Origin of the sequence: Caulobacter sp. AP07 (assembly GCF_000281955.1) — a bacterium.
GTDB lineage: Bacteria > Pseudomonadota > Alphaproteobacteria > Caulobacterales > Caulobacteraceae > Caulobacter.
In genome coordinates, this window is the sequence record NZ_AKKF01000168.1 from 1 (window position 1) to 22,355 (window position 22,355).

Consider the following 22,355-nt stretch of genomic DNA (forward strand, 5'->3'; position numbering starts at 1 on the left):
GTGCAGGTAAGCGATGGCCAGGGAAACATTCATGGTCGCCATCGTGCACCTCACCTGGAGAAGGTGGCATTTTGGCAAAGATTGTCAATATTGATCAATTCTCCGCCATGGCTCTTGGCCGCCTGGCGGCGCCGACCGCTTCACGCAATCAGGGGTGAAAGGGGCGACCGGCCCCATACCGCCCACGGATGCCGCAAGTCGCCTGCTCTTTCAGCAATATCGCCGTTCGTCGTCCGCGAAACCGGACGAGAGGCCTCGAAGCGTTTCCCTCAAAACGTGCGTTCCGTCACAATAAGCCACCATAAGGTGTGTGCGCGGCTTCACACGATCCCGTGCCCGAACCCTGGACCGAGGATGAAACGATGCCGGAAACCATCACCCTGAACCTGACGGTCTACCAGCCGGCCATCATGGCCGGTCCCGACGAGCAGGTCGGCTTCGAATATGACCTCACGATCGTCGTGCCCGATCTGAAGGCGGCGACGCAGGGCGATCCCGCCGTGGCCTCGACGGCGCGGTGCGAGGTGGTTCCGGTCACCGGCACGCTGTCGTTTCCCAACCCGGCGGTCCCGGTCATCTCGCCCTTCACCGGGCTGATGTTCATCTACGACAACGCCCCCCTGATCGGCTTTCCGCTGACGATCATCGCCCAGGGCGCCGAAGAGTTCCTGACATTCAACATGAACCTGTGCTTCCCGGCCTCGCCCCTCTACGCCTACAGCGGCGCCATCATGTTCGGCGAATGGCCCGGCCCGCTCAGCAACGTCACCGCCAGCTTCCTCTGCCCGCAGCCGACCTAGTCGTGGTCGGGAAGCCGGCCAGGGGCGCCGCCGCGCGCGCCGCGTCCGCGGCGGTGGCGCGCGGCGATGTGGCGGGTGGCGCGGGCGGCGATCGCCAATAAAAGCATCGGTTGCGGACTCCAAAACGCCCGCACGGGTACAGATCGCGATAGTTGAAAAAGTTCACGCACACCCTTCTTGCCGTTCCCGTATACCTAGGGCTGATTGCTGGCGAATTGAGCGGAGCCCCATGCGCTATCGAACGGACATTGACGGGCTACGGGCGGTCGCGGTGCTTCCTGTCGTCGCCTATCATGCGGGACTGGGCGGCCTTCCTGGCGGTTTTGTCGGGGTCGACGTCTTTTTCGTCATTTCCGGCTACCTGATAACGAGCAACATCGCCGCCGAAATCAAAGGCGGATCGTTCTCGATCCTCGGATTTTACGAGCGTCGTATTCGCCGGATCGCACCGGCCCTGTGCTCCATGCTCATCGCGGCCACCGTCGTGGCCTACATGGTTCTGTTGCCGTTTGAGTATATCGACTACTCTCGGAGCCTGGCCGCATCCATACTGTCGTTTTCGAACATATATTTTTGGACACAGTTCAACTATTTCGACGCCGGCGCTCTGTCGAAACCGCTTCTGCACACGTGGTCGCTATCGGTCGAAGAGCAGTTCTACCTGGTATTTCCTCTACTGCTTTCTTTCCTGCACAAGAAAGCGCCGAGCCGGGTCGGTTTGGTAATCGTCGCCATTGCCCTGGTGTCTCTAATTCTGAGCACCGTGGGTGTTTTCACCGACAAGGTCGCGACTTTCTACCTGCCGCATACCCGCGCATGGGAGTTGTTGCTGGGGTCGATGGTCGCGTTGAAGATCACGCCGGCCTTGAGCGGCCCCGTGATCCGGAACGTGGCCGCGGCCGTCGGGTTGGCGTTGATCGGCGGCGCCGTGCTGCTGTTTCGCGAGTCCATGCTTTTCCCCGGGCCGGCGGCGCTGATCCCCTGTGTCGGCGCGGCGCTGATCCTCAGCGCGGGGGAGGGCGGGACAACCCTGGCGGGCCGATTGCTGTCCTGGAGGCCCGTGGTCTTCGTCGGCCTGGTCTCCTACTCGCTCTATCTCTGGCATTGGCCGGTCATCGTGTTCACCCAGATGAACGCCCACCTGCTCCAGGGGGCGCCCGCTCCCGTCATCAAGATTTCGATGATCGCGGTGTCGTTCGTCCTGGCCGTCATCTCCTGGCGGTACGTTGAAAGGCCCTTCCGCGAGGGGCCGTTGCGCCTGCCGCGACCCTCGCTGTTCAAGTTCGCGGCCGTCGTCGCCACGGCGCTGGTCGGATTGGGCATGCTGGGCCAGTTCGACAGGGGCCTTGAGTATCGCTACTCCCCGCAGGCCAGGAAGATCGGCGAAATGCTGGCGCAAACCGATCACAAGGGGTTTCGCGAAGGCGACTGCTTCATCGCCTCGGCCTACAAGGTGGAGGACTTCAAGGACTATTGCCTGTCCGAGAAGCCGTCGAATCCGGACTACTTGCTCATCGGCGACAGCCATGCGGCGCATCTGTGGTGGGGGCTTCACACGGCCTTGCCGACCGTGAACGTCATGCAGGCGACGGCGTCTGGCTGCAAACCGACCATCGACCAGGCGTCGTCCGCTGAGCGGCGATGCGTCGACCTGATGGATCGCATCTTCAAGCAGTACCTGCAGGATCACCAGGTGGACACCCTGGTGATCGCCGCTCGCTGGCAAGCCAGCGATCTTCCCCGACTGAGCAAGACGCTGGACTGGGCGACCGGCAAGGGGATCCAGGTGGTGCTCGTTGGCCCAATTCCCGAATATCGATCACGACTGCCCCGGCTATTGGCGATCGCCGACCGCTTTCACGACCCCGATCTCGTGGCGCGCCAACGCATCGACGTCAGCAAGCTTGACCGAAGCCTCGCCACGCTGGCGGGCCGTCGGCACGTCAAATACATATCGCTGCTCAAGACCATGTGTCCGGGCGGAACCTGTGTCGAGGTGGACTCCCTGGGCGAGCCCGTCCAGTTCGACTACGGCCACCTCACGGAACGGGGATCCCAGCTCGTCGTCGAGCGACTGGTTTCGACGGGGCAACTGCCCTGACGGGGACGGCGCGGCCGGCGGTTTGCCACTGTCCGGCCGCCCTCCTCACTGCATGAACCACCCGTGGCTCACCACCACCGACTGACCCGTCAGGGCGTTGGTCGGGAAGCCGGCCAGGAACACCGCCGTGCGCGCCACGTCGTCCACGGTGGTGAACTGGCCGTCGACGGTTTCCTTGAGCATCACGGTCTTGATGACCTCGTCCTCGCTGATGCCCAGCGCCTTGGCCTGTTCGGGGATCTGCTTCTCGACCAGGGGCGTGCGGACGAAGCCGGGGCAGATCAGGTTGGCGCGCACGCCGTGCGGGGCGCCTTCCTTGGCGACCACCTTGGCCAGGCCTTCCAGCCCGTGCTTGGCGGTGACGTAGGGGGCCTTGAGCACCGAGGCCTCCTTGGAGTGCACCGAGCCCATATAGATGATGCTGCCGCCGCGGCCCTGGGCGTACATCCGTTGCAGGCAGGCGCGGGTGGTCAGGAAGGCGCCGTCCAGGTGGATGGCCAGCAGCTTCTTCCAGTCGGAGAACTTGTAGGTGTCGAGCGCGCCGACGATCTGGATGCCGGCGTTGGACACCAGCACGTCGATGCCGCCGAACCGGGCGTCGACGGCGGCGATCCCGGCCTCGACCTGGGCCTCGTCGGTGACGTCCATGGCCACGCCGAAGGCGCGCTGGCCGCTGGGGTCGAACTCCAGGGCGGTGGCGTTGGCGGCCTCGAGGTTGAGGTCGGCGATGGCCACCTTGGCGCCCTGGGCCAGGAATTCCTTGGCGATGTCCTTGCCGATGCCGCTGGCGGCGCCGGTGATCACGGCGACCTTGTCTTGAAGGCTCATGGTCAGTCCTTTCCGGGGGAGGAGGAAGGCTTGGGGGTGGTGAAGTCGTAAGTCTCGACCGAGTGGGCCCCGGCCGGCCGGGTCAGCACCTCGGGGTGGGAGAGGGTCAGCAGGGCGTCGCGGCGGCCGGCCTCCCAGTGCTCCTCCATCGTCCGGCGCGAGAACTCGTAGTCCTTCGACTGGCCCTCGTAGGTGGCCGAGCGGTAGACCAGCTGGACGATGTTGTAGACGGCGGGGTCCGACGCCTGGGCCAGCAGCTGGGCCTGGGGCGTGGCCACCAGTTCCGGCGGCATCAGGGCCAGCAGTTCGTTGAAGGTGGCGCGCAGCTTCTGGGTCCGCTTGAAGCTGTCGGTGGCCGCGCGGGTGCGGCTGGAGAACTGCACCTCCTTCATCCGCACCGCCACCTCGGACAGGTCGCGCGGCAGCACGCCCTGGGCGCTCCACAGGTCGACCTGGAAGATCAGGGTGTCGAGGTCGGAGCGCGCCGACAGCACCCAGTCCAGCGGGGTGTTGGAGACCATGCCGCCGTCCCAGTAGAACTCGCCGTCGATCTCCACGGCGTCGAAGGCCGGGGGCAGGGCGCCGCTGGCCATGATGTGCTGGGGGCGGATGGTGTCGGTCTCGTTGTCGAAATAGGCGAAGTTGCCGGTGCGGACGTTCACTGCCCCGACGCTGAAGCGCATGGTCCTGGCGTTGATGCGGTCGAAGTCGACCAGCCGTTCCAGGGTGGGGCGCAGGGCCGAGGTGTCGTACCAGCTGGCCGCGCCGGGAGCGCCGGCCAGGCGCAGGAACGGCGGCGGGACACGCGGGGCGAAGAAGCCGGGCACGCCCTTGGCCACGATCTGGCCGGCCGCCAGCTGGTTGACCCAGCCGCGCGCGGCGTCGCCGTTCACCAGGCCGGTCCAGGCGCTGGCCCAGCCGCCGTCGTGGGGCTGGCTGACCAGCTCCCAGAACTCGCGCAGCCGGTCGCAGCGGGTCTCGCGCGGATTGCCGGCGATGATGGCGCTGTTGATCGCGCCGATCGAGATGCCGGCGATCCAGGTCGGCTCGACATTGGCGTCGAGCAAGGCCTCGTAGACTCCGGCCTGATAGGCGCCGAGCGCCCCGCCGCCCTGCAGCAGCAGGGCCACGCTCTCGAAGGCGGTGGCGTTGGGCTTGGGTTGCTCGGGCGGGGCGACCGGCTTGCGCGGGCGGCTATTCACGTTCGGGCACCGGGACGTTGAAGCCGTTGAGGGTGACCGACACCAGGGCGTAGAGGCCGACCAGATAGATCAGCTCGTTGGCGCCGTGCTGGCCGAAGGTCTTGACCGCCAGGGCGTACAGCGGCTCGGGCAGGACGCCGCCGCGGCTCAGCGCGTAGGCCACGTCGAAAGCGACGCTCTCGTCCTTGGCCAGGTCATTGGGCTTGAGGTCGGCGACCAGGGTGGCCAGACGCTCGGCCGGCATGCCGTCGCGCTCGGCCACGGCGATGTGGGCGTAGATCTCGTAGGCGGCGTCGTAGCGGGCCCCGACCACCAGGATGGCGATCTGGCGGACGTTGTCGGGCAGCACGGCGTTGGCGGTCATGGCCAGGGTGAAGTCCCAGATCGCCTTGCCGATCGCCGGCTCATGCAGCCAGGGGTTCCACGGCCCCATCAGCGCGCCGTCCTCGCGCTCGACCTTGAAGGCGTTGAAGTGGCCGGCGATCCCCTGCCGCATGTCGTCGTAGAGGGGTTTCTGTTCGGGGGAGAGGTCGGCGGGAGCGATCAGGGGCAGGCGCATGCGGAATCCTTCGACGAGCGAGGAGAGGCCACGGGCTTCGCAACGCAGGATCGTTGCTCAGCTTATGGTGCAGTGCAACATGGATATGGCGAGATCATGTCGATTGCCCGCGCGTCGCCGACCTCCGCCAAGCTTTCTCAGCCCTTGCCGAAGTCGCGGTCCGACAGCCCCGAAGTCATCTTCAGCAACGTCCGCAGGTCGGCGCGGCTGAAGCTCTGACGCGGCGCGCCGCAACCGTCGGCCGCCACCCGCAGCGCCCTTTCGAGGCGAACTACGGCCAGCCTGGGCTGGGCGAGAACCCGCCGCGACAGGACCTGGGCGGGCGCCAGGAGTATCGGAGCCTTTCGGCGGCACAGGGCTCCGTGGAACGACACAATCATTTCGTCATGGGTGCGCGTTGCGCTGATCTGACCGCCCCCTCGCTCGATCCAGCTGCGGCATTCCTCGTGGTCGAGGCCCGAAAGGGTACCGTCCCGCGCGCACCAGACCGACCAGGGCCCGACCCTCAGGGTGTTCTCCGCCCGCGCGCCCAGGATCGCCTCCGCCCGGGCCGAGGCCGGGGCGGCGACGGGCAGGCTCAGGAGCAGAGCGACCAGAGCGGCTGGGAACAGCGGGAGACCAAGCATGGTCACGAGCTTGCCACGACCTGGATCGCGGTCAAGTTGAACCCTACTTCGCCACGATCCTCGGCAGAGCCGTGATCGGCTCCAGGACGATGTCGCGGAAGAAGGTCTCGGCCCCCTCCGACTGCAGCTGGATCGCGCCGTGGGTCAGGGGCAGGGCGGGGCCGCCCTCCACGCCGTCGGCGTCGGTCGACCGCATGTCGCGGACCTCCATCACCGGCACGCCGTTGACCACGTGGATGGCGCGGTCGCCCAGCACGTAGAGGTCCAGCGTGTTCCATTCGCCGGCCGGATTCTCGGCGTCGCGGGCGGCCTCGACGTTCCAGTTCGGCGTGGCCACGGTGACGTCGCGCCCGACGGTCGAGAACCGCAGCTTCGGGGCGATCAGGCTGGGGTCATCGACGGCCTTGACCTGGGCGCTGACGGCGTCGCCGACCCGCACGACCATGCCGATCGAGCCCTGCATGATCTCGAACTCGACCGCCCGGCTCCAGGTGCCGAACACCGCGCCGAGCGGGCCGTGCGAATGGTAGAGCAGGCCGTTGTTGGGCGGCAGGGTCTGGCGCGGCGCCCAGCGGCCGGGGCCCCACTTGTATTGCAGGCGCAGGTGGTAGTCGTGGAAGTCGCCCTTGTGGACCAGGCTGCCCCAGGTCTTGCCGCTGACATAGAGGGCAGGCCGGCCGTCCTCGGTCACCACCTTGAAGATCTCGGCGCTCCGGGCGGTCGCGCCGATCGGGGCGACGGCGGGATGGGTGTAGGTCAGGGCCGGGTCGGCATAGCCGAGCCAGGCGTTCCAGTTCTTCAGGTCCTTGCCGTCGAACAGCGCCACGGCCGGGCCGGTCGCCTTGGGAACGTCGGTCAGCACCAGGGTCTCGGCGACGGCGGGGGTGGCGGCGGCGAGCGCCAGGGCGATGGCCAGGGTCTTGAGCATGTTTCCTCCAGGGCCCGTGGGTCGGCGGCCGATGAGGAAACTAGCTGACAGCGTTGTCTCTTCAAGCGGCGCATGGTCGTAGACCGGCGCGAGGTCGAGGGGCTTGGCGAAGCTCAAACAACCGTTAGACTTCGCGGCTCAACGAGAGGACGTCCCATGCCCAAGGCTCCCGCGAACGGTATCGAGATCGAGTATGAAACCTTCGGTCCCGAGACCGGCGAACCCTTGCTGCTGATCATGGGCCTGGGCCAGCAACTGACCCGCTGGCCGGTGTCGCTGATCGACCGGCTGGTCGGCGAGGGTTTCCGGGTCATCCGCTTCGACAATCGCGACATCGGCCTGTCGACCGGGTTCGACCAGGTGGTCACGCCCGACCTGCCGACGGTGTTCGGGGCGCTGGCCGGCGGCCAGGACCCGGGCGCACCCTACCTGCTGGCCGACATGGCCGACGACGCGGCCGGCCTGCTGGGCGCCCTGGGGATCGCGCGGGCCCACGTCGCCGGCGTGTCGATGGGCGGCATGATCGGCCAGATGCTGGCCGCCCGCCATCCAGGCAAGGTGCTGTCGCTGGTCTCGGTGATGTCGACCACCGGCAACCCGGCCGTGCCGCCGGCCTCGCCCGAGGCCCAGGCGGTGCTGTTCGCGCGGCCCGCGGCCACCGACCTCGACAGCCTGACCGAGCACGCGCTGAAGGCCCAGGTCGCCATCCAGAGCCCGGCCTGGCCGGTCAACCCGCAGACCGAGCGGCCGCTGCTGCGGGCCGCCATCCAGCGCGCCTACCACCCGGCCGGCGTGCTGCGCCAGATGATCGCCGTCATCGCCTCGGGCGACCGGCGCGAGGCGTTGAAGACCATCACCGCCCCGACCGTGGTGCTGCACGGCGCCGACGACCCTTTGGTGCGGGTCGAGGGCGGCAAGGACACCGCCGCCACCATCCCGGGGGCCGAGCTGCGGATCATCGACGGCATGGGCCATGACCTGCCGGCCGCCGTGCACGACGCCTTCATCGACGCGGTGAACACGGCGGCGGCGCGGGCGCGGCAGCTGGTCTAGGGGATGAAGTTGGGGACAGGCCCATGGGCCTGTCCCCGTCAGCACTCTTCGAATAATACCGTCATCCCGGGCCTCGTGCCCGGGATCCATTTGTCCGCCGCAGGTGCGGAGCCTCAGCCGGCCTCGTCTGTGCGGAGGAAGTCGACGATCATGGGCACGACGACATCAGGCCGTTCCTCCATCAGCCAATGGCCGGTATCGGGGAGAACGATCTCATGCACGTCGTCGGCGACGGCGCGCATAAACCGGGCCGTGTAGTGACCGAAGGCCTTGTCACCTCCGACTGCAAGGACGGGTAGCCTGAGCCGCACGCGGCTCAGCTCGACATCGTCCTTGGCGTCTTGGGGAAAGGCGGCGAACTGCGCGAAACCGGCGCGCATCGCGCCCGGCTCGGCATATTGCCGCGCGAAATGATCGCGCGTGGCCTCCGAGATTTTGGATGGATCGGCGGCAAACCGCCAGAAATGGTCGAAATAGATGCGTTCCCGACCGGCCACGAGCCGTTCAGCGTCCGGACCACCAAAATACCAGTGCCAAAGCGCCGGCATCGCCGCGACTTCGGCCCACGGCCCGACCCCTGGAATGGGCGCCTCCATGAAGACCAAGCTTGTGACCTTGTCGGGATATTGAGCCGCATAGGAATAGGCGATGATACCACCGAGGTCGTGACCGACGATCGCGGCCTTGTCGAAGCCGAGCGCGGTGACGACAGCTCGAATGTCGCGAGCTTGGGTTTTCTTGTCATAGCCGCTCACCGGTCTTGAAGAGCGACCCAGACCGCGCAGGTCCGGGACGATCACCGTGTGGGTCGCGGCCAGTTCCCGCGCCAATGGCCCCCACATGTCTCCTGTCTCGACGTAACCATGCAGGAGAACAACCGGGTTACCCGTGCCTGCCGTCCGGACGAAGATCGTCGCGCCATCCACGCTGACCGATTGCGATCGGAACGCTTCTGGCAAGCCCGGCTCCTCCGCCTCCACGCGCGAGGCGAAGGTCAAAACCGTCAAAATCAAGAGAATTCGCAAGATCACCTGGCCGCTCCTTGTCACTTGCGAACGAGGCTAGTGCGGAGGGTGTCCTGTTCGAATTGGCAAAATTGACAAACTATGTGCAAATTATGCCAATCAATCCGGAGCGAGACATGGTGACGAAACCGCCCATCCATGTGGTGATCTGGCTGCCGGAAACCTTCTATGCGGCGGTCGCGGCGACCTTGGCCGAGATCTTCCAGCTGGTGAACACGCTGCGTCGCGAGGCGGTGTTCAGCTTCGAGTTCGTCTCCCGAAGAGGGTGTACGCCCGCGGCCTCGGGCGTCTCGTTCGCGGCGCGCGAAACGCCCTCACGGACACCTGACGTCCTGATCCTGCTCGCCGTACCCGGCATGGAGCGGAGCGCGCTCCTTGCCGATCTCGACGCTGAATCCAGTCTTGCGGCGCCGTTCATCGCGCATGCGCGGCAAGCCGGAGCGATCATCGCCGCGCATTGCTCGGCAAGCTACTTCCTAGCCCAGGCCGGGGTCCTCGATGGCAAGGCGGCCACGGTGTCGTGGTGGCTAAAGGACGACGTGGGCCGGCTGTTCCCCAAGGTTCGCTGGGACGCATCGCGCCTCCTCGTGCGCGACGGCCGCCTCTATACGTGCGGAGGCGGATTTTCGGGACTCGAACTGGCCAAGGCGCTACTCAAGGACCTGGGCTTTCAGGATGAGGAACGCTGGGTGCGAAAGCTCCTCGTGCTGCCGCCCTCTCGCCATCTGCAGACGCCCTATGAGATCGACCTGGCTGAGTTCGCGCCACAAGCCGCTTCATTGCGCGAGCGCCTCGACGCGCTCCCACTCGACGACATCGCATCCCTGGACCTCACCGCGCTCGCCAGCCGCCTGACGCTTACGCCACGCACCATGGCCCGTCGCTTCGCCGACGAGATTGGGTTCAGTCCGGGTCAGTGGCTCAAGGATCGTCGCCTGGCGATCGCGCGAACGCTCTTGGAGGAGACCGATATGAGCGTCGCCGAGGTTTGCCACCGGGTCGGCTATGAGGACGAGGCCTCCTTCAATCGGTTGTTCTCAAAGACCATGGGCATGCCGCCGGGCGCCTATCGGCGTGAGAGCCGATAGGCGCCCGGTGAGGCGGATCACCCAAGGTCGCCGAACTCTATCGGCGCAAGGCCCGGGATGACGGACGTTGAGGAGGAAGCGCGCGCGTCGCGTAGGCGAAACGGCGGCGACGAGATCAACGATGGGGCAAGGGCGTCCTCAAAGCTCAACCGCCACCTCGCCGGCTTCCCAGCCGCCCCCATCGGCGCCACCTTCGCCGCATGACCTATCGCGCGACGCTGGGAGCCACGACCTGGACCTTCGAGGGCCTGGCCGACCTGATGGCCAAGGCCTCGCCGTTGCGTTCGGGCGACGTGCTGGCCGGGATCGCCGCCACCAGCGCCCAGCACAACGTCGCCGCCAAGATGGCCCTGGCCGACACGCCGCTGAAGGCCTTCCTGGACCAGGCCCTGGTCCCCTACGAGACCGACGAGGTCACCCGGCTGATCCTCGACGGCCACGACGCGGCGGCCTTCGCGCCCGTGGCGTCGCTGACGGTCGGCGCGTTCCGCGACTGGCTGCTGTCGGAGATCGCCACGCCGGCCGCCCTGGCCCAGCTGGCCCCGGGCCTGACCCCGGAGATGGTGGCGGCGGTCAGCAAGCTGATGCGCAACCAGGACCTGATCCTGGCCGCCTCCAAATGCCGGGTGACGACGCGGTTTCGCGACACCATCGGCCTGCCGGGGACCATGGCCGTGCGCCTGCAGCCCAACCATCCGACCGACGACCCGGCCGGGATCACCGCCTCGATCCTGGACGGCCTGCTCTACGGCTGCGGCGACGCGGTGATCGGCATCAACCCGGCCAGCGACAACCTGTCGGTGCTGGCCGACCTGACCCGGCTGATGGACGACCTGATCCAGCGCTTTACGATCCCCACCCAGTCCTGCGTGCTGACCCACGTCACCACGGCCATCCAGCTGATCGAGCGCGGCGCGCCGGTCGACCTGGTGTTCCAGTCGATCGCCGGTACGGAGGCGGCCAACGCCAGTTTCGGGGTGACCCTGGCGCTGCTGAAGGAGGGGCTGGACGCCGGCCGCTCGCTGAACCGGGGCACGGTCGGCGACAACGTCATGTATTTCGAGACCGGCCAGGGCTCGGCCCTGTCGGCCGGCGCGCACCACGGGATCGACCAGCAGACCCTGGAGGCCCGGGCCTACGGCGTGGCCCGGGCCTTCGAACCGCTGCTGGTCAACAGCGTGGTCGGCTTCATCGGGCCGGAATACCTCTATGACGGCAAGCAGATCATCCGGGCCGGCCTGGAGGACCACTTCTGCGGCAAGCTGCTGGGCGCGCCGCTGGGGGTGGACGTCTGCTACACCAACCACGCCGAGGCCGACCAGGACGACATGGACAGCCTGCTGACCCTGCTGGCCACGGCGGGCGTCACCTTCGTCATGGGCGTGCCGGGGGCCGACGACGTGATGCTGAACTATCAATCGACCTCGTTCCACGACGCGCTCTATGTCCGCGAGCTGCTGGGCCTGAAGCGGGCGCCGGAGTTCGAGGCGTGGCTGGAACGCGCGCGGATCGTCGGGGCCGACGGCCGCCTGGCCCCGCGCGTCGCCGGTCATCCGCTGCTGACGGCGGGGGCCAGGACTTGAGCGCGCCGGTCACCCCCGATCCCTGGACCGCCCTGCGCCGCCACACCCCGGCCCGCATCGCCCTGGGCCGCACGGGCTCCAGCCTGCCGACCGCCGAGGTGCTGGCCTTCGCCCTGGCCCACGCCCAGGCCCGCGACGCGGTGCATGCGGCGTTCGACGCCGAGGGCGTGGCGGCGGCGATCGAGGCCCTGGGCCTAGCGACGACCATCGTCGACAGCGCCGCCCCGGACCGGGCGTCCTACCTGCGCCGGCCGGACCTGGGGCGGACGCTGTCGGCGGCGGGGCGCGCCGCCCTGGCGCCGGGGTCCTGCGACCTGGCCATCGTCATCGCCGACGGCCTGTCGAGCACCGCCGTCCACGCCCACGCCGCGCCGCTGGTCGAAGCCCTGCTGCCCGCCGTGCGCGCGGCCGGCTGGCGTGTCGGGCCGGTGGTGGTCGCCCGCCAGGCCCGCGTGGCGCTGGGCGACGCGGTCGGCGAGCTGCTGGGCGCGCGGCTGGTGATCCTGCTGGTCGGCGAGCGGCCCGGCCTGTCGTCGCCCGACAGCCTGGGGGCCTACATCACCTTCGCCCCCCGGGTCGGCCGCACCGACGCGATGCGCAACTGCGTCTCCAACATCCGGGCCGAGGGGCTGAGCTACGCGGCCGCCGCGTTCAAACTGGCCTGGCACACCCGCGAGGCGCTGCGGCTGGGGCTGACGGGCGTGGGGCTGAAGGACGAGAGCGACACGGCGCTGCTGGGGGGCGCGCCTGCGCTTCCTTAGGTCCTCCCCCTGTGGGGGAGGCGGCCCGAAGGGCCGGAGGGGGGAGTGATTCCACCTCACAAATAATCCCCCCACCGATCGCTTCGCGATCGCCTCCCCCACAGGGGGAGGACCTAGAGGAGGTTCGAGATCTCGATCAGGTTCGCGTCCGGGTCCCGCACATAGACCGACAGGATCGGCCCCGACGCGCCCGTCCGCTTCACCGGCCCTTCCTCGACCGCCACCCCCAGCGCGCCGAGATGCTCGATCACCGCCTCGATGGGCGTCGAGGACACGAAGCACAGGTCGGCCGAGCCCGGCGTCGGCCTCAGCGCCTTGGGCTCGAACTCCTTGCCGGCCTCGTGCAGGTTGATCTTCTCGCCGCCGAACACCAGGGCCGTGCGGCCCTCGCCGAAGGTCTCCACCCGCATGCCCAGCACGTCGCGGTACCAGGCGGTGGTCGCCTCCAGGCTGGCCACGGTCAGCACCAGGTGGTCGAGGTAGTCGATGGTGATCATGCCGTCTTCATAGCAGACCCGCGGCGCGGCGCCGAAATAGTGAACGCTGGTCGCCCAAACGCCGATCCGTCGAAACGCGGAGTCGCCGTCCTCGCGTTCCGCGCGCAATCTCCCCCCGGGATCTTGCAACCAAGGGGACGGCCATGAGCGAGGAAACCGCCGGGGGCGGCGTCAGCTACGAGAAGGTCGACGCCGCGTATTTCGACAAGCGCGGACTGAAACGCTATGCGGGCGTGTTCTCGCTGTGGGCCCTGGGGGTCGGGGCGGTGATCTCCGGCCAGTTCTCGGGCTGGAACCTGGGCATGGGCGTCGGCGGCTGGGGCGGCATGCTGGTCGCCACCCTGATCATCACCGTCATGTACCTGGGCCTGACCTTCTCGATCGCCGAGATGGCGGCGGCCCAGCCGCACACCGGCGGGGCTTACAGCTTCGCCCGCGCCGCCATGGGGCCGTGGGGCGGCTTCATCACCGGCCTGTGCGAGAATGTCGAATATGTGCTGACGGCGGCCGTCGTCTGCTTCTTCATCGGCAGCTATCTGGGCGGCATCTTCGAGACGCCGGCCTGGGTGCAGCCGCTCTACTGGATCGGGGCCTATGTCATCTTCGTCGGGCTGAACGCCGGCGGGGTGGCGATGTCGTTCAAGTTCACGGTGTTCATCACCCTGCTGGCCCTGGCCTGCCTGATGGTGTTCTGGGTCAGCGCCCTGCCGCACGCCGACTTCTTCAAGTACGCCATGAACGTCGGCCCCGGCGGGACCGAGCTGAAGGACGGCCACGGGCCGTTCCTGCCGGCCGGGGTCGGCGGGGCCCTGGCCCAGCTGCCGTTCGCGGTGTGGCTGTTCCTGGCCATCGAGCAGTTGCCCCTGGCGGCCGAGGAGTCGCACACCCCGGCCCGCGACCTGCCCAAGGGCATCATCCTGGGCATCTCGACGCTGATCGTCTCGGCCCTGCTGGTGCTGTGGCTCAACAGCGCCATCGCGCCGGGGGCCTTCGCGCTGTCGAAGTCGGGCGAGCCGATCCTCGAGGGCTTCCGCACGATCTATGGCGGCGGCCTGGCCAAGGTCCTCGCCGCGATCGCGGTGGCTGGCCTGGTCGCCAGCTTCCACGCCATCATCTTCGCCTATGGCCGGCAGATCTATTCGCTGTCGCGGGCCGGCTACTTCCCCCGCGCCCTGTCGGTGACCCACGGGGTGCGCAAGACGCCGGACGTCGCCCTGCTGACCGGTTCGGCGGCAGGCCTGGCGGTCATGCTGGCCGTCTGGTTCATCCTCGGGGCCGAGAAGGGCGCGGCGGCGATCGGCGGCACGCTGCTGAACATGGCGGTGTTCGGGGCCATGCTGTCCTATGTGGCGCAGGGTGCGTCGTTCATCCTGCTGCGCCGCAAGTTCCCGCTGATGGAGCGACCCTACAAGAGCCGGTTCGGGGTCACTGGGGCCGTCCTGACGGTGGTGATCTCGCTGGTCACCATCTTCTACCAGCTGAAGGACCCGATCTATCGCAGCGGGGTGATCGGCGTGGCCGTCTGGTTCGCGGTCGGCATCGCCTACTTCGCCGCCTTCGGCCGCAAGAAGCTGGTGCTGTCGCCGGAGGAAGCCTTCGCCCTCAATGGCGGCAAGGCGGCCTATGAGACGCACTGACCCGGTCGGCGGCGGGTTTGAGACGCTAGGTCAATGTAACGCTTTGTAAAAACGAGGCTACCACCTCTAGTGGCGCTGGGGTTCATGCCCTTTAACATCCGCCGAACAGCGTTTTAGGGGATGGATCATGAACCGGGCGGTCGCGATGCGCGGCCTTGGCGCGACGAGCGTCGGGGTCGCGTTCCTCAATCCGCTGGTCGCCGAGATCACCCAGGCCCTGCTGGACCTGGGCGGCGCGGCGCACCGCGACCTGGTGGTGGCCTATATCGCCAAGCAGCGCGGCGTCTATCGCCCGCCGGAGAGCCTGCGGCGCGAGCTGGACGAGGCCTTCGCCGCCTATTGCGGCCAGGCCAGCGATCCGCGCGCGTCGGGCCTGCTGCACCTGCCCTACGGGCCCTACAGCCACCGCTGGGCGCTGACCGACCAGGCCTATGGCCTGCTGCGCGGCGGAACGCCCGCCAACGCCCGGCGGGATGTTCGCGTCGGGGCGCGATGAACGTGATGACGGCCTTGCAGGACCTGGCCGACCGCCTGGGCCTGCACCCGGCCCCGCACCGGACGGCGGACGGCCGTCCCAGGCGGCTGTTCCTGGCCGCCGCCGGCCTGGCCAGCCTGGCGCTGTGGACGGCCATCGGCTGGGGGCTGTGGCGGTTGATCGCCTGGCTGGGCTGGATCTAGCCGCGTCGAAACGGATGACCCGGCCGCGTCCGGAAGCTAGAGCATTTTCGAGCGAAGTGGCTTCCGGTTCGCGTGAAGAAAATGCGTCAAACAAAAATCTAGAGCCCCGGCCTGATGCAATCAGGTCGGGAAGCGCTCTAGAGTTCATGGACCGAGCTTTCGGTCGGGGAGCAGACACACGTGCGTATTGTGATGATGGCCTCGGTCGCGTTCTCGACCCTGGTGCTGGCCGGCTGCGCCACTCCGCCGCGTGTGGCGCATGACGGCGCCCTTCCAGCCTTGGCCGGCCAGGCCCTGGCCGCCCCGGCCAGTCCGGCGGCGCCGACCGGAACCGACGTCGCCCTGGCCAAGGCGATCGAGGCCCAGGTGATGAGCCGCCTGGTCGCCGGCGGAGCCGACGCCTCGGGCGCGCGGCCCCCGGCCTATCTGGTGCAGGTGGCGGTCGGGACCTCGGCGCCCGCCGTCGGGGTCTCCGCCGCCGCCGGCCCCCTGGCCGCCCAGGCCCCGTGGCGCAGCGCCCCCACCCGGCTTCACCCGTGGTCGCGTCGCGGCCCGGTCCGCGTGGCCACCCTGGTGGTCCTCGACGTCGCCACCGGCAAGCCGACGGGGTGGGCCACGGCGCGTTCGTCCAGCGCCGACGCGACCGACCTGGCCGACCGGCTGGTGGCGGCCCTGAGCTCGCCGCCGGGCAAGGGCTAGGATTAACAATCCGTCATCTCGCAGAACGCCGTTCACCCGATCCTCTGGACGCGCTATCGAGGTCCAAAGCCAAAGGTGAGGACTCTCCCATGACGTCACGGCCCATGCTTTCCATCCTGGCGGCGTTCGCCGTCGGCGCGTTCGCCCTTCCGGTTGCGGCCGAGGTTCCGGCCAACATCACCGCCGCCCTGGCCGACCCGGCCCGTCCGGCGGCCGACAGCGCCCGCGACGCCGCGCGACATCCGGGCGAGATCCTGGCCCTGGCCGGGGTCAAGCCTGGCGCCAAGGCGCTGGATTTCATCATCGGTGGCGGCTACTTCACCCGCATCCTGTCGCCGGCCGTCGGCCCGATGGGCAAGGTCTACGCCTACCAGCCCGCCGAATTCATCGCCTACAAGGTCAGCTACGGCGAGGACCTGAAGGCCGTGGCCGGGGCTTACAAGAACGTCACGCCCCTGAACGGCAGCCTCGGCGCGCTGGACCTGCCCGGCGACCTGGACCTGATCATCACCGTCCAGAACTACCACGACCTGCACCTGAAATCGTCGCCGGCCGGGGCGGCCGCCGCGATCGACGCCGCGATCTTCAAGGCGCTGAAGCCCGGCGGCGTGTTCCTGATCGTCGACCACGCCGCCGTCGACGGCTCGGGGACCACGACGTCCGACAGCCTGCACCGCATCGACATCGCGGCGGTCAAGAAGGAGGTCGAGGGGGCGGGCTTCAAGCTGGCGGCCGAGAGCCCGCTGCTGCGCAACCCCGCCGACCCGCGCACCCAGATCGTCTTCGACCCCGCCATCCGGGGGAAGACCGACCAGTTCATCCTGAAGTTCGTGAAGCCGTAGGGGCGAGGACGGGGACACACACTCACCCCCACGGCCCTTGATCAGAGGGCAGGGTGGGGAGCGTGAGTGTGTGTCCCCAACCGCGCCACGGCCTATTACCCCACCGCCTCCGGCAATCTCAGCGTGAACGTCGCCCCTTGTCCCGGCGTGCTGGTGCAGGTCACGGCGCCGCCGTGGCGGGCGGCGGCGGCCTGGACGAAGGCCAGGCCCAGGCCGGCGCCGTCGGCGGCGGCCGCGCCCGGCCGGTCGAAACGCTGGAACGGGCGGAAGGCCAGCGCGGCCTCCTCGGACGTCAGGCCCGGTCCCTGGTCGGCGACGGCGAGGTCGATGAAGGTGCGGCCGCCGTCCAGCACCGCGGCGGCGCGCACGGTGATGCCGGCGCCGTCGGGGCTGTACTTCACCGCGTTGCCGATCAGGTTGACCAGGGCTCGGGCCAGCACGCCGCGGTCGCCCAGCACCATCATCGGCGCGTCACAGCCCTCCTGGCGGATCTCGATCCGGCGCTGGCGGCATTGCGGCCACAGCTCGTCCACCGCCTCGACGGCCACGTCGCAGACGTCGAGCGGCTCCATGGTCGTCTGGGTGACCTCGGCCCGGGCCAGTTGCACGAAGCCGTCGGCCAGGGCCAGGGTGCGGCGGGCGCAGGCGGCCAGGCGTTCGGAGATCTCGGCCGGCAGGTCCGGCGTGGTGGCCAGCAGGGCCAGGATCGAGGTCTGCGGCGAGCGCATGTCGTGGGTCAGCAGTTGCAGGGCCTGCTCGCGCTGACGCATGGCGGCGGTCAGGGGCGTGATGTCGGCCAGGCGCAGGATCCAGCCGGCGTCGCCCCCATCCTTTGGGCCGGCTTCGTCGCGGCGGAACACCGTCTGCAACTGGTAGGCGCGGCCGTCGGCCAGGTGCAGATCGATGGCGCGACCGCTGTCGGCCTCGGTCGGCCAGGTCGGCGGGAAGGTGCGGCCCAGCGGCTCCAGGGCGTTGAGGGCGCCGGCCAGGGTCCCGCCGCCCGTCGCCTGGGGCGCGCGGCACAGCAAGGTCCGGGCGGCGGCGTTGGCGGCGATCACCCGGCGCTCGGCGTCGGCCACCAGGGTGGCGTCGGGCAGGCTGAACAGGGCGTCGGCCGAGAACCGCCGCAGGTCGTCGATCCGGGTGATGGCCGCGCCCAGGCTGAAGGCCTGGCGGGCGACGACGTCGCTCTCGAAGCCGGCCTCGTCGCGGGCGGAGGCCGGACCGGCCGACCTCAGGCGGTCCAGCTGATGGCCCAGCAGGTCGTTGACCCGGCCCAGCTGGCCCCAGCCCCACAGCAGCGAAACCACCGCCAGGCCGAGGATCGCCGCCACCGGCGACAGCCACAGGTGGGCGACGCCGAACAGGGCGGCGCTGACGCCCAGGGCGACCGCCAGCAGGCTGGCCAGCAGCAGCAGGTTGGCGCGCGGCGGCAGCACCAGCAGGCCGGCCAGCAGCAGCCACAGCAGGCTGAGGGCGAAGGTCAGGCGGCTGACCAGGCCGGCCGGCTTGACCATCTTGCCGCCGCGCAGGCCGTCCAGCACGCTGGCCTGCAGCTGCACGCCGGTCATGCTGGCCGCGTCGGGGGTGACCGGGGTGGGGAAGGCGGGGCCCAGGCCCGGCGCGGTCAGGCCGACGAACACCGTGCGGCCGGCGATCAGGTCGGGTGGGATCTCTCCGGCCAGCACGCTGGAGAAGGCGATCTGGCGATAGCGGTCGGGCGGCCCGGCGAAGGGGATCAGCAGGGTGGTGGCCGAGCCGCGCGTGGCGTCGGGCGCGTCGAACGCCTTGGTGGCGCGATGGACCACGGTCATCAGGTCGGGGGCCAGGTCGGGGCCGTCGGCCTCGAACGGGGCCATGCGGCGGACCACGCCGTCGGCGTCGAACCGAACGTGGGCCAGGCCGAGGCCGGCCGCGCCCTGGGCCAGTTCGGGCAGGGGCCCGACCAGCGTCGGCGGGGCGCCGTCCTGGCCGTCGGACTCCAGGAACTGCGGCAGGTAGACCTTGCCCGAGCGGGTGACCGCCGAGGCCAGAGCCGCGTCGTCGGCCGGGTCGGGGGCCGGCTGGCTGAACAGCACGTCGTAGACGATGGCCTTGGCGCCGGCCTGGGTCAGCCGGTCGATCATCGCCGCGTGCCGGGCCCGCGACCAGGGCCAGGCGCCCAGTTCGCGCAGGCTGCGCTCGTCGACGCCGACGATCAGGATCGAGGGATCGACCGGCCGGGCCGAGGCCCGCTGCAGGCGGTCATAGAGAATGTTGTCCAGGCGCGTGGTCAGCGGGCTGGCCGTCAGGGCGGCCAGGGCCAGGCTGGTCAGGGCGGCGACGACCAGCCAGCTGAGCAGCCGACGCTTGGTGGACCGGGGCGGGTGGCGTCGGAACAATCGCAAGGGAAGATCCAGGCCCGAAGCGTTTTCGAGTGAAGCGGGTGTCGGTTCGCTTGAAGAAAAAGCGCCAAACAAGGCTTAGCGCCCGATTTGCAGGGGCTGCAACGGGCCGAGCCGTTCGGTGTAGGTCCCCTTCTTGAACCGCACCGCGCTGACGCGCCAGCTGTAGGCGCCGGGCGGCAGGTCGGTGAGGGTCAGCTGGGAGTCCGTCAGGCCGGGCTGGTCGACGATCGGCGAGACTGGCTCGGTTCCGGAAAACAGCTGGAAGCGGAAGCTGCGCACGCCGTCGCCGGCGGCGTTCCAGCGGAACAGGAAATAGCGGTGCTTGCCTTCGACGCTGGGCGTGGGCGAGGGGCCCGGCTCCAGGGTGTCCAGGTCGCGGTCGAAGCTGTAGTCGGCCCCCATGCCTTCCAGCCCGCCGCCGTCCAGCGCGGTCAGGCGGATGAAATAGGTGCCGCCCGGCATGTCGTCGAACATCGCGACCGGCTCGGGCGCCATGGCCTCGGCGAACAGGTCGACGAAGCCGGCGTCGCGCGCCAGCTGCATCCGGTAGGCGGCGGCCCCGGCCACGGGCTCGGCGGCGAAGCGGATCACCCGCTCGCTCTGGCGGTCGCCGCCGGGCGCCAGGCGGGGCGGCGGCAGCAGGGCGGTCGGCCCGCTGACGGCGTCGGCGGTGGCGGTGACGCCGAAGCCGGCCGGGGTGGCGGCGGCCATGTTCAGGACCACGGGCTTGGCGTCGGGTGCGTAGACCGCCACGGCGCCCTTCAGCACCTCGGTCTGGGCGCGGGCCGGCAGGCCCGGCTGGGCCGGGGCGTAGCGCACCCGGAACTCGGTGCCGCGCACCGCCGAGATCGAGACCGGCGTGCGGACCTCGAAGCGGGCGTTGGGGTTGGTGGTCGGGGTGGCCGACACCGTTCCGCGGCCCTCGTCCAGCTGGAAGATCCGCTGCGGGGCGCTGGTCAGCACCACCTGGCGCAGGCGCACGACGCGCAGGCTGGTGTTGGAGGGCAGGGTGACCCGCGAGGCGTCGGCGATGTCGATGGTGGCGAAGGCGTTGGGGCCGGTGATCAGCCGCTGGCCCTCGAGGATCGCCATGCCGACCCGGGCCGGCGCGAGGCGGCCGTCGGTCTCGACCTGGACCCGGCCGCTGAAGGCGCTGAGCCGGGCGTCCAGCGGGTCGGTGCGGAGCAGGGACGGGTCGATGCGCAGACGCGCGCCGATCGGCAGCACGCGGGGCTGGCTGATCCGGTTGACGCGCTGCACATGGCGGTAGTCGTTGACGCTGCGCAGATAGGCCTTGGCCAGATCGTAGAGGGTGTCGCCCCGCTGGACCACGTAGGTGATCGGCGCGTCGAGGGGCGAAGGGGGAGGCGGAGCGGTCGGCGGACCGGCCAGGGCCATGCCAGGGACGAGGCTCAGCGCCGCGGCGGCGGCGAGGTCTCGCACGGGGGCAAGCTTCATGAGGGAACGGCTCCGGTCGCGGTGTCGGTTTCGGGTTCGCAGGCTTCCAGTCGGTAGCCGAACCCGTAGACCGTGGTCAGTCTAAAGCCGTTCGCGGGCCGAAGGTGAAGCTTTGATCGCAGGCGCGAGACGTGGGCGTCCAGGGTGCGGGTCTCCAGGTCCGGCCGCTGGCCCCAGACCCGGCGCAGCAGGTACTCGCGCGACAGCGGCCGGGCCAGGTTGTTGAACAGCAGCGAGGCCAGCTGGAACTCCTTGGGCGTCAGGGTCTCGACCCGGTCGCCCCAGCCGGCCGTCTGGGCGCCGGGGTCCAGGCGGTAGGGCCCGTGCTGCTCGACCTGCGGGATGGCGGCCGGGCGATAGGCGCGGCGGGCCAGGGCGTTGACCCGGGCCAGCAGCACCGGGGGCTGCAACGGCTTGACGATGTAGTCGTCGGCCCCGGCGTTGAGGCCCGCGACCAGGTCGGCCTCGATCGAGCGACTGGTCAGCAGCAGCACCGGCGGGGCGGGCGTCAACACCTCGCCGATTCGGCGCAGGGTCTCGATGCCGCTGAGGTCGGGCATGTTCCAGTCGAGGATGATCAGGTCGAAGGTCTGGCGGCGCAGCTCGGCCAGCAGGCGTTCGGGATGGGTGAAGCTGGTGCAGTCATAACCCGCCGGCCCGAGAAGGGCGGCGACCAGCGCGTTATGGCTGTCGTCGTCGTCGAGCAGGGCGACTTTCATGGGCTCACTTGCAAACCAGAAGAACTCGCGCGTCCCGCGCCCCGCATGGAGTCGGGGCGCGGGACGCGCGGCGGCGGACGCGATCCGGGGGGTGGGATTGATGCGGCCATCCGCATCCGCAGCCTAGCCCGCCGCACGCCCCACCGCTCCGGTTGTCCCGGCGAATTTACAATGGTTTACAGTCCAGTTCGAGGGGCGTTCGCATTGCCCCAACGTCCGCCATCCCCCGCTTCATGCAGGGATGGCGGATGCAGGGTTACCCCCCGAACGACCGCCCGCCGCCGCCGAAGCCGCCGCGCGAGATCACCGAGCTGCGGCTCTGGACCCGGGCCGGGGCGCGGGCCTCGGGCGCGTCGAAGCTGTCGGAGCGCACCCGTGTGCGGCCGGTGACGTAGTCGCGCGACAGCGGATAGCCCGAGCCGCTGTAGTAGGTGCCGTCGCGGTCGCGGTACATCGGCGCGCCGCGATAGCCGCCGCCCATGTTGCTCAGCGCCTGGCCGACGATGAAGCCGGTCAGCAGCGGGGTGAAGAAGCTGCCGCCGCCCTGGCTGCTGCGCGGCACGCACTGGTCGACGCCGTAGCGCTCCTCGCAGCTCTGCTGGTCGCCGAACTTGGGGGCGTTGGCGGCGGCGTCCTTCTGGGCCTGGGCATAGGCGGTGTCGCACTGCTCGGCGGTCATGTCGCCGGAGCTCTTGCAGTCGGCCAGCGACGCGAAGGTCTTGGCGTCGACCTCGCGCGAGGCGGCCGGCGGGTCGCCCCACTGGGTGGCGCCGGGCGAGCCGTCGCAGGCGCTGATCGACATCGCGGTACCGGCCATCAGGCTGGTCAGGGCCAGGCCGCTGGAGCGCAGGCGGCGACGCGGGGAGGAGGGTTGGTCTGACATG

At 69.4% G+C, this 22,355-nt stretch carries 22 protein-coding genes; 11 read left to right on the forward strand and 11 right to left on the reverse strand.

All coding sequences use genetic code 11. From position 1 onward, the window contains the following. Positions 1–362 precede the first annotated feature (362 nt). Positions 363–800 carry a hypothetical protein gene (locus PMI01_RS14685; protein ID WP_007670115.1) on the forward strand — a complete coding sequence of 146 codons (438 nt, stop codon included), beginning with the start codon at positions 363–365 and terminating at the stop codon, positions 798–800. A 229-nt stretch (positions 801–1,029) separates the two neighbouring features. Further along, the gene (locus PMI01_RS14690) at positions 1,030–2,901 is read left to right on the forward strand and encodes an acyltransferase family protein (protein ID WP_007670118.1); all 1,872 of its coding nucleotides are present in this window, start codon (positions 1,030–1,032) and stop codon (positions 2,899–2,901) included. A gap of 45 nt (positions 2,902–2,946) precedes the next feature. Here the strand turns inward: PMI01_RS14690 and PMI01_RS14695 are convergent, their stop codons facing one another. From PMI01_RS14695 to PMI01_RS14715, 5 genes are all read right to left on the reverse strand, one after another. After that, the gene (locus tag PMI01_RS14695; protein WP_007670120.1) at positions 2,947–3,729 is read right to left on the reverse strand and encodes a 3-hydroxybutyrate dehydrogenase; all 783 of its coding nucleotides are present in this window, start codon (positions 3,727–3,729) and stop codon (positions 2,947–2,949) included. Between the two features lie 2 nt (positions 3,730–3,731). Continuing rightward, positions 3,732–4,931: a patatin-like phospholipase family protein gene (locus PMI01_RS14700; protein ID WP_007670122.1), complete on the reverse strand. Its 1,200-nt coding sequence runs from the start codon at positions 4,929–4,931 to the stop codon at positions 3,732–3,734. Next, positions 4,924–5,490: a carboxymuconolactone decarboxylase family protein gene (locus PMI01_RS14705; RefSeq protein WP_007670124.1), complete on the reverse strand. Its 567-nt coding sequence runs from the start codon at positions 5,488–5,490 to the stop codon at positions 4,924–4,926. Before PMI01_RS14705 ends, PMI01_RS14700 begins: the two co-directional genes overlap by 8 nt. A gap of 137 nt (positions 5,491–5,627) precedes the next feature. After that, positions 5,628–6,116, reverse strand: coding sequence for a hypothetical protein (locus PMI01_RS14710; RefSeq protein WP_007670126.1), 489 nt, complete (start codon positions 6,114–6,116; stop codon positions 5,628–5,630). Between the two features lie 43 nt (positions 6,117–6,159). After that, on the reverse strand, positions 6,160–7,044 hold the full coding sequence (locus PMI01_RS14715; protein WP_007670128.1) for a 3-keto-disaccharide hydrolase: 885 nt from the start codon (positions 7,042–7,044) through the stop codon (positions 6,160–6,162). A gap of 156 nt (positions 7,045–7,200) precedes the next feature. Between PMI01_RS14715 and PMI01_RS14720 the strand changes: the two genes are divergently transcribed. Beyond that, the gene (locus tag PMI01_RS14720; protein WP_007670130.1) at positions 7,201–8,097 is read left to right on the forward strand and encodes an alpha/beta fold hydrolase; all 897 of its coding nucleotides are present in this window, start codon (positions 7,201–7,203) and stop codon (positions 8,095–8,097) included. Positions 8,098–8,210: 113 nt separating this feature from the next. On the opposite strand, the gene PMI01_RS14725 is transcribed toward PMI01_RS14720, so the two are convergent. Beyond that, positions 8,211–9,128 carry an alpha/beta fold hydrolase gene (locus tag PMI01_RS14725; RefSeq protein ID WP_007670132.1) on the reverse strand — a complete coding sequence of 306 codons (918 nt, stop codon included), beginning with the start codon at positions 9,126–9,128 and terminating at the stop codon, positions 8,211–8,213. 110 nt (positions 9,129–9,238) lie between these two features. On the opposite strand from PMI01_RS14725, the gene PMI01_RS26105 reads away from it, so the two are divergent. The 3 genes from PMI01_RS26105 (at position 9,239) to eutC (ending at position 12,554) form a co-directional block, all read left to right on the forward strand. After that, positions 9,239–10,210 (forward strand): GlxA family transcriptional regulator, encoded by a 972-nt coding sequence (locus PMI01_RS26105; protein ID WP_007670133.1) that lies wholly within the window; start codon positions 9,239–9,241, stop codon positions 10,208–10,210. 200 nt (positions 10,211–10,410) lie between these two features. Continuing rightward, positions 10,411–11,793: an ethanolamine ammonia-lyase subunit EutB gene (locus PMI01_RS14735; protein ID WP_007670134.1), complete on the forward strand. Its 1,383-nt coding sequence runs from the start codon at positions 10,411–10,413 to the stop codon at positions 11,791–11,793. After that, a complete protein-coding gene (gene eutC / locus PMI01_RS14740) occupies positions 11,790–12,554 on the forward strand; it encodes an ethanolamine ammonia-lyase subunit EutC (protein ID WP_007670136.1) in 765 nt (254 codons plus the stop codon). The genes PMI01_RS14735 and eutC overlap by 4 nt, the downstream gene beginning before the upstream one ends. Positions 12,555–12,667: 113 nt before the next feature. Here the strand turns inward: eutC and PMI01_RS14745 are convergent, their stop codons facing one another. Continuing rightward, entirely contained in the window at positions 12,668–13,159 is a 492-nt protein-coding gene (locus PMI01_RS14745; RefSeq protein ID WP_007670139.1) for a VOC family protein, read from the reverse strand. A 35-nt stretch (positions 13,160–13,194) separates the two neighbouring features. Here PMI01_RS14745 and PMI01_RS14750 point away from each other — a divergent pair, with 35 nt between their 5' ends. The 5 genes from PMI01_RS14750 to PMI01_RS14770 all read left to right on the forward strand — a co-directional run bounded on the left by PMI01_RS14750 (position 13,195) and on the right by PMI01_RS14770 (position 16,907). Continuing rightward, entirely contained in the window at positions 13,195–14,688 is a 1,494-nt protein-coding gene (locus tag PMI01_RS14750; RefSeq protein WP_007670141.1) for an amino acid permease, read from the forward strand. Positions 14,689–14,815: 127 nt separating this feature from the next. After that, positions 14,816–15,184 (forward strand): hypothetical protein, encoded by a 369-nt coding sequence (locus PMI01_RS14755; RefSeq protein ID WP_007670143.1) that lies wholly within the window; start codon positions 14,816–14,818, stop codon positions 15,182–15,184. 5 nt (positions 15,185–15,189) lie between these two features. Beyond that, positions 15,190–15,366, forward strand: a complete 177-nt coding sequence (locus tag PMI01_RS14760) for a hypothetical protein (protein ID WP_157223789.1) — start codon at positions 15,190–15,192, stop codon at positions 15,364–15,366. Between the two features lie 180 nt (positions 15,367–15,546). Next, positions 15,547–16,065, forward strand: a complete 519-nt coding sequence (locus tag PMI01_RS14765) for a hypothetical protein (RefSeq protein ID WP_007670146.1) — start codon at positions 15,547–15,549, stop codon at positions 16,063–16,065. 89 nt (positions 16,066–16,154) lie between these two features. Beyond that, complete coding sequence (locus PMI01_RS14770) at positions 16,155–16,907, forward strand: class I SAM-dependent methyltransferase (protein ID WP_007670153.1); 753 nt, start codon at positions 16,155–16,157, stop codon at positions 16,905–16,907. A 95-nt stretch (positions 16,908–17,002) separates the two neighbouring features. On the opposite strand, the gene PMI01_RS14775 is transcribed toward PMI01_RS14770, so the two are convergent. The 4 genes from PMI01_RS14775 to PMI01_RS14790 all read right to left on the reverse strand — a co-directional run bounded on the left by PMI01_RS14775 (position 17,003) and on the right by PMI01_RS14790 (position 22,354). Continuing rightward, positions 17,003–19,294 (reverse strand): CHASE2 domain-containing protein, encoded by a 2,292-nt coding sequence (locus PMI01_RS14775; protein ID WP_007670155.1) that lies wholly within the window; start codon positions 19,292–19,294, stop codon positions 17,003–17,005. Between the two features lie 75 nt (positions 19,295–19,369). Beyond that, entirely contained in the window at positions 19,370–20,752 is a 1,383-nt protein-coding gene (locus tag PMI01_RS14780) for a FecR domain-containing protein (RefSeq protein WP_007670156.1), read from the reverse strand. Next, positions 20,749–21,471: a response regulator transcription factor gene (locus PMI01_RS14785; protein ID WP_007670158.1), complete on the reverse strand. Its 723-nt coding sequence runs from the start codon at positions 21,469–21,471 to the stop codon at positions 20,749–20,751. Before PMI01_RS14785 ends, PMI01_RS14780 begins: the two co-directional genes overlap by 4 nt. A gap of 256 nt (positions 21,472–21,727) precedes the next feature. Beyond that, positions 21,728–22,354 (reverse strand): DUF1190 domain-containing protein, encoded by a 627-nt coding sequence (locus tag PMI01_RS14790; protein ID WP_007670160.1) that lies wholly within the window; start codon positions 22,352–22,354, stop codon positions 21,728–21,730. Between the last annotated feature and the right edge of the window lies 1 nt (position 22,355).

What these genes read in the sequence shown, in the direction of transcription:
- PMI01_RS14685 (WP_007670115.1), top strand. Translation starts at nt 363, where the DNA reads ATGCCGGAAACCATCACCCTGAACCTGACGGTCTACCAGCCGGCCATC.
- PMI01_RS14690 (WP_007670118.1), top strand. Translation starts at nt 1,030, where the DNA reads ATGCGCTATCGAACGGACATTGACGGGCTACGGGCGGTCGCGGTGCTT.
- PMI01_RS14695 (WP_007670120.1), bottom strand. Translation starts at nt 3,729, where the DNA reads ATGAGCCTTCAAGACAAGGTCGCCGTGATCACCGGCGCCGCCAGCGGC.
- PMI01_RS14705 (WP_007670124.1), bottom strand. Translation starts at nt 5,490, where the DNA reads ATGCGCCTGCCCCTGATCGCTCCCGCCGACCTCTCCCCCGAACAGAAA.
- PMI01_RS14710 (WP_007670126.1), bottom strand. Translation starts at nt 6,116, where the DNA reads ATGCTTGGTCTCCCGCTGTTCCCAGCCGCTCTGGTCGCTCTGCTCCTG.
- PMI01_RS14715 (WP_007670128.1), bottom strand. Translation starts at nt 7,044, where the DNA reads ATGCTCAAGACCCTGGCCATCGCCCTGGCGCTCGCCGCCGCCACCCCC.
- PMI01_RS14720 (WP_007670130.1), top strand. Translation starts at nt 7,201, where the DNA reads ATGCCCAAGGCTCCCGCGAACGGTATCGAGATCGAGTATGAAACCTTC.
- PMI01_RS26105 (WP_007670133.1), top strand. Translation starts at nt 9,239, where the DNA reads ATGGTGACGAAACCGCCCATCCATGTGGTGATCTGGCTGCCGGAAACC.
- PMI01_RS14735 (WP_007670134.1), top strand. Translation starts at nt 10,411, where the DNA reads ATGACCTATCGCGCGACGCTGGGAGCCACGACCTGGACCTTCGAGGGC.
- PMI01_RS14750 (WP_007670141.1), top strand. Translation starts at nt 13,195, where the DNA reads ATGAGCGAGGAAACCGCCGGGGGCGGCGTCAGCTACGAGAAGGTCGAC.
- PMI01_RS14755 (WP_007670143.1), top strand. Translation starts at nt 14,816, where the DNA reads ATGAACCGGGCGGTCGCGATGCGCGGCCTTGGCGCGACGAGCGTCGGG.
- PMI01_RS14760 (WP_157223789.1), top strand. Translation starts at nt 15,190, where the DNA reads ATGACGGCCTTGCAGGACCTGGCCGACCGCCTGGGCCTGCACCCGGCC.
- PMI01_RS14770 (WP_007670153.1), top strand. Translation starts at nt 16,155, where the DNA reads ATGACGTCACGGCCCATGCTTTCCATCCTGGCGGCGTTCGCCGTCGGC.
- PMI01_RS14780 (WP_007670156.1), bottom strand. Translation starts at nt 20,752, where the DNA reads ATGAAGCTTGCCCCCGTGCGAGACCTCGCCGCCGCCGCGGCGCTGAGC.
- PMI01_RS14785 (WP_007670158.1), bottom strand. Translation starts at nt 21,471, where the DNA reads ATGAAAGTCGCCCTGCTCGACGACGACGACAGCCATAACGCGCTGGTC.
- PMI01_RS14790 (WP_007670160.1), bottom strand. Translation starts at nt 22,354, where the DNA reads ATGTCAGACCAACCCTCCTCCCCGCGTCGCCGCCTGCGCTCCAGCGGC.